The organism is Leeuwenhoekiella palythoae (assembly GCF_020310025.1).
Lineage (GTDB): Bacteria > Bacteroidota > Bacteroidia > Flavobacteriales > Flavobacteriaceae > Leeuwenhoekiella > Leeuwenhoekiella palythoae.
Genome location: NZ_CP084318.1, coordinates 1,559,325 through 1,571,584, shown reverse-complemented (window position 1 = coordinate 1,571,584; position 12,260 = coordinate 1,559,325). Strand labels below are relative to the sequence as shown.

Below are 12,260 nucleotides of genomic sequence, written 5' to 3'. Positions count from 1 at the left end.
TGCACGTCACATTAAAATTTTGCTATTTCAATATGAATGCATCCTGATCGGCGAGAAAATTCAGTTGATTGCGGGTTTCTTCTAAATGGGCTTTGCTTAAGGTTGCATAAATAGTTTTTTCTTCCGCTTCCGCGAAAGCTAAAGTAGCGCCCAGACTGTCGTAAATTCCGCTATAGCCGTTGTATTCAAAATTGCCGCCATCAACGCCTACACGATTAACGCCTATGCAGTAACTCATATTTTCTATTGCCCGTGCTTTAAGCAAAGTATCCCAGGCAAAAACGCGTTTTTTAGGCCAATTGGCTACATAGAGCATCACGTCATAATTAGATGTATTGCGCGCAAAAACAGGAAAACGCAAGTCATAGCACACCTGCAATAAAAATTTAAAGCCTTTGTAGATAGCGATTACAGGTTTTTCGCCGCGTTTGTAAACCTTATGTTCACCCGCTAGGGTAAAGGTGTGGCGCTTATCATATGTAGTGCTGTTGCCGTCAGGAGTAATAAAATAAAAGCGGTTGTAATAGTTGTCGTGCTCTTGAATCATCAAACTTCCGGCAAGTGCGGCTTGCTTAGCATTTGCAGTAGCTTTCATCCACGCAACCATAGCGCCGGTATCAGCAATGCCCTCAGGATTCATACTAAAACCTGTTACAAACATTTCGGGTAGAACAATGAGGTCTACATCGTCTACCTCGCTTATTTTTTGATCAAAATACGCACGATTAGTTTCCGGGTCCTCCCAAGCGAGATCCGCTTGAATTGCTGCTATTTTTAAGGTGTCTTGCATAACTTAAAAGTACAAAAAAGCTGATGAGGTTAGGGCAAAAAAATACCCGCTGCATTGCAGCGGGTATTGGAATCTTAAATATACTTATATATATCTTGGCTTATAGTACGCGTACTTGCGCAGCTACCATACCTTTTCTTCCTTCTTCTTCGATGTACTCAACTTGGTCACCTTCTTCTAACACTTCACCGTTAAGACCGGTTGCGTGTACAAAGATGTCCTTGCCTGTGTCATCGTTAGTAATGAATCCGTAACCTTTTGATTCATTGAAAAATTTAACTGTACCTTTCATTATAAAGTTGTAAAAAAATTAATATTGATACAAAGCTACGTGTTTAAACAACACAAAAGTTAACTTAAGGTAAATTTATTTTTACAAAAGTTATTGATTTTCAGAATTTTTGCGCGATTCTTTACTTTCATTGAAGTCTCTCATCTTCCTTATGTTATCTTCATCAAGCATATAATCTTTCACGTTGCGGTCTTTCCAGCGGTGATATAAAAACATCGGCATCAAAATAAAGGCAACGGCCAAAATGGTTAGGCCTAAAAACCGATCACCGGTTAAGGTATCTTCTGTAAAATATCTGAGATAAAAGCCGTAACCTAAGGTTAAACAAAGAATGCAAAAAAGTATGATTATCGTGTTGCGCATAGTACTTTGAGTTAATTTATTTTTTACTGAAATGATATTCAAAACTTACACCTATACCTAAACTGCTATTCTTTTCAGGAATGGGGCGTTGCCCGGTTTGCATAAATGAAAGTTGATCAAAATCCTGACGTAAGTCTAAAGTCGTATAAACCAAGTATGCCGAAATTAAAAAACGCTGATCAAAGTCAAGATAACCTTCAAGACCCAGGGCAAAATCAAAGTAATCCTGTTGGTTCTTATAATTAACTGATTCTTGCAGCTGCAAGCGTGCGGGGTTATTTTCAGTTTTAAAATACGAACTGGTATACTTAAAGTTTCCAAAACTATATTCGGGCCAAAAGAAGAGCCAAACATCTTCAGGCTTTGTGAGCCTGATTTTAGTTCCTACGCTTACAAGATTACCTGTGTAATTGGTGCGCAGCTGTTCTTCTGTAGTTTCCGTAAAAACTGAAGCATCGTTTAGCGCCCCATTGTTATGCTTAAAAGCCAGTTTAGGAGCGATCCAAAAGTCTGAGAATAAGCCAAAACCTAGCTGAATATCATAAAATCCATTCTCTTTAAAACTCTTGTTTCTAAAGCCGTTGAGTTTGGCAAAAACTGACGGACTGATATCTTGAGCGTATGCCGAAAAACAAAAAACGCAGCATATAATGATAACGTACTTTTGTTTGAACATGGGCTATTTTCTTGAAAAGCTCACCAGCATACGTCTATACGCGGTAAGGAGTTTTGATTTTGAAATGAAGCCGTGGTATTTTCCGTCTTTGATCACGGGTAAATTCCACGCGCCACTGTCCTGAAACTTGCGCATCACTTCTTTTGCGGGATCAGATTCTAGGTAAATATACTCCGGCGCGGCGTGCATTAAGCTGCCCACTTTTGTCGTGTCATACAGCGACGCATCAAACATAATTTCTCTGATATCATCAAGGGTGATTACGCCTACGAGTTCGTCTTCTTCGTTCACCACCGGAAATAAATTTCGGGTAGATTTAGCGACTGCACATTTTACCATTTCGCCTAAAGTCATATTCGGTTTAACCCGAATGAAATTAGACTCAATGATCTGATCAACATTTAGTAAGGTAAGCACCGCCTGATCTTTATCGTGTGTGATGAGTTCGCCTTTTACGGCAAGTTCCATCCCGTAAACCGAATGCGGCAAAAAGTATTTATTAATTCCATAGGCGATGGCCGCAGTGATCATCAGCGGAATAAAAAGCCCGTAACCGCCTGTAATCTCTGCAATAAGGAAAATTGCAGTAAGTGGTGCGTGAAGTACTCCCGCAAGTAAACCGGTCATTCCCACAAGTGTAAAGTTACTTTCTGAAATATGAACACCGTTAATGCCCAAGTTGTTGATGACTTTGGCAATGCAATTGCCCATCACGCTGCCCATAAAAAGAACTGGAGCAAAAATACCCCCTATTCCACCACCGGCAAAGGTTATGGCAGAAGCGATCACTTTAAAAAGCACTAGGCCTGCAAGCAGTGCGATTACCACCCAAATGTTTTCAAGATAATCACTAAAAAAAGTTTCACCCAGAGCACTTATCGTGTTGCCCTCAAGCAGCTGGTTGATAATGTCAAAACCTTCACCATACAACGGTGGAATAAAAAATAAAAGCACACCCAGCGAAGCCCCCGCAATGATAAGTCTGGTGGTAGCTGAAGTCCACCTGCTGTAGAACTTTTGAGTGGCAAAATAGGCTTTACTAAAATACACCGAAGTCAATCCTGCAACTACGCCAAGAACCATATAGTATGGAAAATCTGCAATAGTAAAAGCATCCTTAAGCTCAAAAGGTAAAATAGTATCTGAACCAAAAAAGAAATAGGAAGTTAAGATCGCCGAAAGTGATGCCAAAAGTAACGGCATCAGCGATAACAAAGTAAGGTCTAGACTAAAGACTTCAACCGCAAATATGATCGCTGCAATGGGGGCTTTAAAAATGCAAGACATAGCACCCGCTGCCGCACAGCCTAATAGTAAATTGCGGTGCGCTTGATCCATATGAAAGATGCGAGACAAGTATGAACTAATTCCTGCACCGGTAACCACTGTAGGGCTCTCTAACCCTACCGATCCTCCAAAACCTACAGTGATCGGCGCGGTAATTAAAGAAGCGTAAACTTGATAATTGCGTAATAAACCTTTTCGCTTTGCGATAGCGCGCAGCGTCATAGGAACCCCGTGACTCAGCGGATTTCTAATGATAAATTTTACGATAAGTACCGTAAGAGCAAGACCTATAATCGGGAACAAAAAGTAAAACCCATACCTGTAATTCTCAACGAGTTTTCCTTCAAGAAGATTTTGAATTACGTGAGTAAAGTTCTTGATCAAAACAGCTCCCAGACCGGCAAGAAGCCCTGTGATCACACTTAAAAAATAGATAAATGTGGTCTTAGAAATATGCTTGTAGCGCCAGGCGTGAAAGCGATGTAAAAGAGGTTTTTTACCAGGCATTATCACTCGATTTATTGCCGCAAAAGTAAGGTGTATAAATCAAAATATAGTATAATTAGAAATTAATTATACAAAACAGAAAACCCCGCCGAAGAGGCAGGGTTTCAATATTTTAGCAAGCGTACGTTACTAGCAATACTCGTTAAAAGCATCTACAAGATTATCTGCAATAAGTTCTGCAGGACGCCCTTCAATATGATGACGCTCCAACATATGTACTAATTCACCATCTTTAAATAACGCCATTGAAGGTGAAGAAGGAGGAAACGGCACCATAAAATTACGTGCAAGCTCTGTTGCTTCGCGATCTACACCGGCAAAAACAGTGTATAAATTATCTGGAGTTTTTGCATTTTGTAAAGCCATACGCGCTCCCGGTCTGGCATTTGCCGCTGCACAACCACATACTGAATTTACCACAACAAGCGTGGTTCCTTCTTTTTTCATAGCTGCCTGTACATCGTCTGTTGTATGTAATTCTGTGAAACCTACAGAAGTAAGGTCTTCACGCATAGGTTTTACTAATTCTGCTGGATACATAAGTTCTTTTTTAATTTTTGGTTTACAAAGATATAAAATAATAGTCGGGCATAAGTTGTAAACCCTACGTTGAGCATCTGCTTTTTTATTTGGGCGCATCTTTGCCTAGGGGCAAAGTCAGGCTTTCGGCCGTCGCTGTTTGCAATGTTGCTCATTGCAAACGAGCTCCACAAGGCCTCAATCCTTTGCGCATACGTTTAAAGTCTATAGCGCATCTTGACCAAATACGTGACATACAATCCTATCACTGCGAGTAACAATTTGTCATATTTGCGACCTACCTGTAGCAAAGGCTTTATTTTTGCACGGGTTTATAAACACCGGCAAAAGGTATAAAACCCTGTCCCGATGGTCATCGGGTTGGCTAGTAATTAAAAAGTAGGAGGGTTGTTTGCAACAAGCAGATAAACCAAAACCGAATAAAAAAGATTAAATGATACGATGGATAGGAGCAATTATAGGCTTTGCTTACCGAGGATTTCTTGGTGCGGTTGCAGGTTATGTGATTGGGATGCTCATAGATAATTTGTTTTTTAATAAAAGTGAGGGTCACGCTTCGGGCAGAAGTCGCTCGCCTTTTAGTGGTGGGCAGCAGACGGTAACTCCGGGAGATTTTGAGCTGAATTTACTTTCGCTTTGCTCTATAGTTATCAAAGCAGATGGGCAAGTGAGTCAGCGCGAGATGGATTATGTGCGTCAGTATTTTGTGCAAGCTTATGGTAAAGAGCGCGCCAATGCTACTTTTAGAACCTTTAATGAGGTGGTGAAAAAGCGTGAGGTAAATGCGCAGCGTATTTGTGCGTATTTGGTACAGCGTACACGTAGAGAAGTTCGATTACAAATTGTTCACTTTTTATTTGGGATCGCTCAGGCAGACGGAAACGTTTCTACCGCAGAGGTGAATCAAATCTCAAGTATTGCGGGATATTTAGGATTAAGCCGCAATGAGTTTGAAGGACTTAAAGCGATGTTCTTTAAAAATTCTGATAGTGCGTATAAAATATTGGAGATTGATAAATCTGCAACAGATGCAGAAGTAAAGAAAGCTTATCGCGATATGGCAAAAAAATACCATCCAGATAAACTACAGCATATGGATGAAGCCTATCGCGCCGGAGCAGAAGAAAAATTTAGAAATGTACAGGATGCGTATGAAACCATTCAAAAAGAACGCGGGATGTAGTATTTACTAGAGGTTAATCCGTACAACTAAAAAGCCCTTTAATTTCAATAATTAAAGGGCTTTTTGGTTGTATATGTAGTGTTTTGATTTTCAGATTTTTAAGTGTTATTTTTAATGTGAAGATTTTTATGGTGTAACTTTTTTGAAGGCCATACTTTTTAAAGTTTCTATACGTTACACTGTTGTTAATTAACGCTTTAAAGCCCCCTCTGATGAACAAGTACTACCTACTTGTCTTAGTTTTTTTATTTACATACCTAGGCGGTTATACGCAGCAGGTAAGTGTTGATAGTCCGCGACCTGCGCAGGATTTGGTGAACACTCTTGTGGGTGATGCTTGCGCTGAGATCAGCAATATTGCTATTTCTTCAACTCAAGCTGCAGGATTATTCTCTAATAATGGCGGTCTGTTTCCGTTGGCTAATGGTGTGGTTTTACGTACGGGTAATGCACGATTAAGTGGAGGGGCTTACACAGGAAATGAAGCTCAATTGAGCAGCGAACTCAACACCAATGGAGATGCGTATTTGCAGAGCATCAATGACGCTACCGGTACAAGTGCACCTATTGAAGAAACGGCTTTTTTAGAATTTGATTTCGTACCGCTTTCTAGCGATTTTAGCTTTGATTTTATTTTTGCTTCTAATGAATATGGAGAATGGCAGTGTTCCTCACAGGATGTAGTGGCATTTATCCTTACTGATCTGAGCACCGGTACTTCACAAAACTTGGCACTCACACCTTCGGGAGAAGAGGTTTCGGTGCGCAATATTCGGGATGACCAGAATAATGCGAGTTGTAATTCGGTCAATCCGGGACTTTTTGATTCGTATGAGGTGACCAATGCACAATCAACCATCAATATGCGTGGTTATACCCAAGTGCTTACCGCTTCTAGTACATTAACGCCCGGTACTTCCTATAATATTCGCATTGTGATAGGAGACTCCAATGATACCAACTTTGATTCGGCAATTTTTTTGGCCGGCGGAAGTTTCAATACCAGTGTTGATCTAGGCCCTGATCTGGTTTTATGCAGTGGAGATTCAACAACACTTTCTACAGGTTTAGACGCTACGGTTTATACCCATCAATGGTTTTTAAACGGAAGTGCAATTCCCGGCGAAACCGGAAGTACGTTAACCGTTTCCAATAATGGTATGTACCGCGTAGAAGTTTCTAATAATGGCTGCGTGATCGCAGACGAAGTTGTGGTAAGTCCGCTTTCAATTACTGCTCCCGATGATCTAATCGCTTGTTACAATAATGGAAATCCTTCAAGTTTCAATTTGACCCAAAACGATGCGAGTGCTTTAGGGCTGAGTAATGCCCAATTTGAGGTGGTGTATTATACCAGCACAACAGCCTTAAGCACAAATCAGCCTATTCCAGATTCTGAATTGAACGCGTTTCAGAGTACCGGTCAGCGCATATTTATTCGTTTGCGTAATTTAAATACGGGTAACTTTTGTGGAGGCAGCTATTCTTTTATGCTCGAGCAACGCCCTGAAATTCGAGTTACTACTCCCAATCCTTTACAAGCCTGTGCACGGCCCGGAAATGACGTGGCAGTCGATTTGACACAGCTTAATAACGAAATCTTAAATGGTCAAAATCCGGCACTTTTCAATATTACCTATTATGAAAATCAAGCTGATGCAGATGCGATGAGCAACGAAGTTTTCTCGCCTTATGTGATTTCCGAAGGCACAACAACGCAAAACTTTGTGGCAAGGATTTCATTTGCAGACGAAGATGCCTGCTACGAGACGGTAGAGGTTACGGTTGAAGTCAATGATTTACCACCAGTAGATCAATTGGCAGATGTGATCACGTGTAATGCATATGAACTGGAGCCTTTGACAAACGGAAATTACTTCTCAGGCTCCAACGGAAGAGGCACTCCTTATAACGCAGGAGACATTATCACAGAAGATATGGTCTTATTCATTTATAACGGTCCGGATGCTAATGGCTGTAGTAATGAGACCTCTTTCAGTATTACTTTTGTTTCTGAATATGACTTGTCAGACCGGGAGTCTTGTGGTGCTTTTATCATTCCTTCAACCTTAGCCGGTGGTTTTTATACGGCAGCAGGTGGACCCGGCGGGGGTGGAACACGCTTAAATCCGGGTGATGCACTTACCACTTCACAAACCATCTATTTTTATTTTGAAGAAAATGGTGCTGTATGTCGTGATGAGGCATTTAATATTACGGTTTTTCCGCTTCCTCCTGTTGACGAGCCGGCAGATGTAGTGGCTTGTAATAACTATACTTTACCCGCATTAACCAATGGGAGTTACAACACCGAGCCCGATGGCACCGGTACTACTCTCAACGCGGGCGATGTCATCACTACTACGCAAACCATCTATATCTTTAACGACGATACCAGGTGCACCAATTCTCACGAATGGCGTGTTTTTATCGTTCCTGAATTTGACAATCTGGATGCCTGTGGTTCTTATACCGTTCCCGAAGTAGAGGAGGGTGCGTTTTATACCGCGGCTGCTGGCGGAGGAAGTGTCATCCCAGAAGGTACGGTGTTAACCACCTCTCAACGTATCTATTATTATGTGAATACAACTACAGGATCTAACTGTACCACAAATGCATTTTTTGATGTCAACGTGATCGCGATTCCGCCGGTAGATACGTTACCAGATCAATTGTTGTGCGAGGGCGAAACATACACCTTACCCACTTTAACCGATGGTGAATATTTTACCGAAACTGAACGCGGAGGTACGCAGCTTTTCACCGGAGATGTGATCGATGAATCGCAAATTATTTATATCAATAACGAAGTAAGTGGTTGCCAGAATCAAACTCAATTTGAAGTAGAAATACGACCGTTACTTCCTGTAGATAATTTGACCTTCGTGTACAGTTGTGAACCGTATGTACTTCCTGAATTGGAGAATGGACAATATTTTACGCAGCCTATGGGAATGGGAGATCAGCTTTTCGCGGGAGAAGTCATCACTGCTACGCGTACGATTTATGTGTACAACGCGTATGATGATTTTACCTCTTGTTATAGCGAAAACACGTTTACGATAAATATTCTTGGGGTGGAAGTTGAAGAATTTAACGACACGGCGCAATGCGACAGCTACACGTTACCGGCACTGGCTGTAGGTGATTATTTTACTGAATCTGGCGGACAGGGAACCCAACTGAACCCCGGAGATGTATTGACCACAACTCAAGAAGTTTTTATTTATGCGCGTAATGGAACCCGCTTTTTCTGTGAAGATGAAAGCAGTTTTACAGTCACTATTTCGCAAACTCCGGTTTTGGTTCCGGAGCCCGATGTGGAGCAATGTGGCAGCTACATGCTTCCAACCTTATCTCAAGCCACTTTTACACAAGGCTATTATTTGGGGCCAAATAAACAAGCTCCTATTGATCCTGCTGATTACGAATTGCTGCCGGGTACCTATACGATTTACAAATATGCCGAAGCCTTAGATAATACTAACTGCTTTGCCGAAGATGTATTTGAAGTCACCGTTTATCCGCTTCTAAATTTTTCTGTGGAAGGAGGAACACTGTGCCGCAATGCTACTACCGGAGCAGTCGAAAATCCTGTGCTACTGGATTCTGGTCTTGATGCTTCAGAGTTTTTGGTGAGTTGGTTTTTAGATGGGCAGTTAGCAGGGCAGGGCAGCACGTATACAGCTGTCGAAGCTGGTGTTTACAGCGTTTCTACCCAAAAATTGAATCCTGAAGTAGGAGCAGCTTGTAATTATAATCCCACTACAGTTGAGGTTTTTGAGTCGGCCGAACCTGTTTTTGATGTTGAAGTTTCTCAACCTTTTGAGAATGTCTCTGAAATTGCTGTTACGGTAACGGCCGGCTTTGGAGAATATGAATATCGTTTGGACAATCAAGCATTTCAAAACACGCCACGCTTTATAAATGTTTCTCCGGGCACGCATCTCATCACCGTACGCGGAATTAACGGTACTTGCGGTGCTGCTTCGGTAGAGGTTCAAGTGATTGATTTTCCAAAGTATTTTACACCCAATACTGATGGTTATCACGACACCTGGAATATTACTTCGCTTGAGGATTTCCCTGAAGCGCAGATCTTTATTTTTGATCGCTTCGGAAAATTATTAAAAAGTTTATCGCCTCAAGGTCCCGGCTGGGACGGAACGTATCGCAATCAGAATATGCCGTCTGACGATTACTGGTTCAGAGTAGAATATACATTTGAAGATACTCCGGCAGTATTCAAATCGCATTTTACGCTCAAGAGATAGAAAAGGTTGGTTTGAGAACTTTCGACCCTGCGCAATTTCATAGATCTATCGTAAACCGAATTTTATCAGTAAGTTAGAAGGGTTGAAGATTAACCAAATCCAGAATGCCTTTCTTATGAAAAATACATTTATAGCCCTGCTTTTGTTAGTAGTTGTCAATGCCTTTGCCCAAAAGGCAGAAGAACGCGAGATCATCAAGGTTTTAGAGAAAGAGTCGGCTACTTGGCGTGCAGGCGATGTAGAAGGTCACGCAAGCTGCTGGGCGGTCAAACCCTATAGTCGAATTTTGATCTCCACGGGAGATGGGGAGGTGATTGATCTTGATCCTCAATTGATGATCAACCCACCCAAAGGTATGATGGGTAATGGAGGAACTTCGGTGAATTCAAATTATAAATTTCATATTAATGGGAATGAGGCTTGGGTGAGTCACGATGAGCAATCAACGGCAGCAGACGGTAGTGTGAGTAAAACCATTGAAATACGCATGCTCGAAAAAATCAATGGCAGTTGGAAGCTTACCGGGCAATCTATTCACGTAAAAAAGGATAGAACTAATTTGACGGCTATTGATTCTATCAGGCTGAGTGATCCCTATATTTTAGCAGATGAAGCGACCCAAACCTATTATATGACCGGCACCGGCGGTAAAATGTGGAAAAGCAAAGATCTGGCATATTGGGAAGGTCCGTTTGATGTTGTAGAAACCGATCCAAATTCGTGGATGGGGCCTAAACCTATGATCTGGGCGGCAGAATTACATCAATACAAAGACAGGTATTATGATTTTGCGACTTTCACCAACAGGGCGGTAAAGATCGATACCGTTGACGACAATATTATCGAGCGACGTGCGAGTCATATTTTGGTTAGCGACACTCCAGACGGACCTTACAAACCTATGGAAGACGACATTTATTTACCCGCAGATATGCCAACCTTAGATGGAACTTTTTGGGTAGATGAAGACGGTAAACCGTATATGGTGTATTGTTACGAATGGTTGCATAATGGCAACGGGACCATAGAGAAAATTGAACTGAAACTTGATCTAAGCGGTTCGATGGGAAAAGCCGAATTGTTATTTAGAGCGAGTGATTCTCCCTGGTCTCGCGAAAAAGATAAAGATGGAAATGACAAACCCAATAAAGTTACTGATGGTCCATTCCTATTTAAAACCGAAACCGGAAAATTAGGAATGCTGTGGACCAGCTGGATCTATGACGAGTATGTGCAAGGCGTAGCCTATTCTGAAAGTGGCACGTTAAACGGACCGTGGATTCAGGAAGAAAAACCGATCACGCCACGCAATTATGGTCACGGTATGTTGTTTACAACTTTTGATGGTAAAACACTTATGGCAGCGCACAGTCACGCGGTGGTAAATGGTAACTATCACAGAGTTCCACACTTGTTTGAGGTAGATCTTTCAGGAGATAAACTCAGGGTTGTTGCGCCGTATACGCCTTAAATAGTAAAAGGATGTTGAATTGATCAACACCCTTTTCTAATGATTATTTGTTTGGTATTACAAATTCATTCCGCCTGAAACTTCTATCCGCTGGCCGTTGACCCAGCGCGCTTCCTGCGAACATAAAAAGGCAACAACACCGCCAATATCTTCCGGTAATCCTGCGCGACCTAAGGCCGTCATTTGCGCGACCATTTCGTTGGTTTTGGCATCATCACGTACGTGTCCGTTTCCAAAGTCGGTTTCAATGGCGCCCGGTGCAACCACATTTGCTGTGATTTTTCGGTCACCTAATTCTTTAGCGAGATAACGCGTGAGTACTTCAATTGCACCTTTCATAGAAGCATAGGTTGAAGATCCCGGTAAACTGAAACGCGCCAATCCTGAAGAAATATTAATGATTCTTCCGCCGTCATTCATATACGGTAATGCTTTTTGCGTTAGAAAGAAAACACCTTTGTGATGTATGTTCACCATCTCATCAAATTGTTCTTCGGTGGTTTGCATTATTGGGGCATACAGCGCAGTTCCGGCATTATTGATCAAAAAGTCAAAATTGGGATGGCTTTCCTGCTCTTTTAAATGATTGGTAATTTGTGCGATAAAACCATCAAAAGACTTAACGTTGGCAGTATCTAGCTGAAATGCCGCAGCTTTTTGACCTAAGGCTTCGATTGCAGTCACCACCTCTTGTGCTTTATCTGCGTTACTGTGGTAAGTGATGAGAACATCAACAGCGGTTTTTGCAAGGCTAAGCGCCATATCTTTGCCTAATCCACGGCTTCCGCCGGTTATCAAAGCGATTTTGTTTTTAGTTTCCATAGTTGTAGTATTTAATTATACTGCAAAGTTGCGGGAAACTAAAGGCTATTGCTTT

At 41.7% G+C, this 12,260-nt stretch carries 10 protein-coding genes; 3 read left to right on the top strand and 7 right to left on the bottom strand.

Annotated elements, in window-relative coordinates; all coding sequences use genetic code 11:
* Positions 1 to 22: 22 nt before the first annotated feature.
* The 6 genes from LDL79_RS06565 to LDL79_RS06540 all read right to left on the bottom strand — a co-directional run bounded on the left by LDL79_RS06565 (position 23) and on the right by LDL79_RS06540 (position 4,455).
* On the bottom strand, positions 23 to 790 hold the full coding sequence (locus tag LDL79_RS06565; RefSeq protein ID WP_225599619.1) for an amidohydrolase: 768 nt from the start codon (positions 788 to 790) through the stop codon (positions 23 to 25).
* A gap of 100 nt (positions 791 to 890) precedes the next feature.
* On the bottom strand, positions 891 to 1,082 hold the full coding sequence (locus tag LDL79_RS06560) for a cold-shock protein (protein WP_009781881.1): 192 nt from the start codon (positions 1,080 to 1,082) through the stop codon (positions 891 to 893).
* A 90-nt stretch (positions 1,083 to 1,172) separates the two neighbouring features.
* Entirely contained in the window at positions 1,173 to 1,445 is a 273-nt protein-coding gene (locus LDL79_RS06555) for a hypothetical protein (RefSeq protein WP_225599618.1), read from the bottom strand.
* A 16-nt stretch (positions 1,446 to 1,461) separates the two neighbouring features.
* Complete coding sequence (locus LDL79_RS06550) at positions 1,462 to 2,121, bottom strand: hypothetical protein (protein ID WP_225599617.1); 660 nt, start codon at positions 2,119 to 2,121, stop codon at positions 1,462 to 1,464.
* 3 nt (positions 2,122 to 2,124) lie between these two features.
* Positions 2,125 to 3,915 (bottom strand): chloride channel protein, encoded by a 1,791-nt coding sequence (locus LDL79_RS06545; protein WP_072980721.1) that lies wholly within the window; start codon positions 3,913 to 3,915, stop codon positions 2,125 to 2,127.
* A 129-nt stretch (positions 3,916 to 4,044) separates the two neighbouring features.
* The gene (locus LDL79_RS06540) at positions 4,045 to 4,455 is read right to left on the bottom strand and encodes a BrxA/BrxB family bacilliredoxin (RefSeq protein ID WP_009781878.1); all 411 of its coding nucleotides are present in this window, start codon (positions 4,453 to 4,455) and stop codon (positions 4,045 to 4,047) included.
* Between the two features lie 433 nt (positions 4,456 to 4,888).
* Between LDL79_RS06540 and LDL79_RS06535 the strand changes: the two genes are divergently transcribed.
* The 3 genes from LDL79_RS06535 to LDL79_RS06525 all read left to right on the top strand — a co-directional run bounded on the left by LDL79_RS06535 (position 4,889) and on the right by LDL79_RS06525 (position 11,383).
* The gene (locus tag LDL79_RS06535; RefSeq protein ID WP_225599616.1) at positions 4,889 to 5,638 is read left to right on the top strand and encodes a TerB family tellurite resistance protein; all 750 of its coding nucleotides are present in this window, start codon (positions 4,889 to 4,891) and stop codon (positions 5,636 to 5,638) included.
* Between the two features lie 212 nt (positions 5,639 to 5,850).
* Positions 5,851 to 9,912, top strand: coding sequence for a T9SS type B sorting domain-containing protein (locus LDL79_RS06530; RefSeq protein WP_225599615.1), 4,062 nt, complete (start codon positions 5,851 to 5,853; stop codon positions 9,910 to 9,912).
* 115 nt (positions 9,913 to 10,027) lie between these two features.
* Positions 10,028 to 11,383, top strand: coding sequence for a glycoside hydrolase family 43 protein (locus tag LDL79_RS06525; protein ID WP_225599614.1), 1,356 nt, complete (start codon positions 10,028 to 10,030; stop codon positions 11,381 to 11,383).
* A gap of 57 nt (positions 11,384 to 11,440) precedes the next feature.
* Here LDL79_RS06525 and LDL79_RS06520 read toward each other — a convergent pair whose 3' ends face one another.
* Positions 11,441 to 12,205: an SDR family NAD(P)-dependent oxidoreductase gene (locus LDL79_RS06520; protein ID WP_225599613.1), complete on the bottom strand. Its 765-nt coding sequence runs from the start codon at positions 12,203 to 12,205 to the stop codon at positions 11,441 to 11,443.
* Between the last annotated feature and the right edge of the window lie 55 nt (positions 12,206 to 12,260).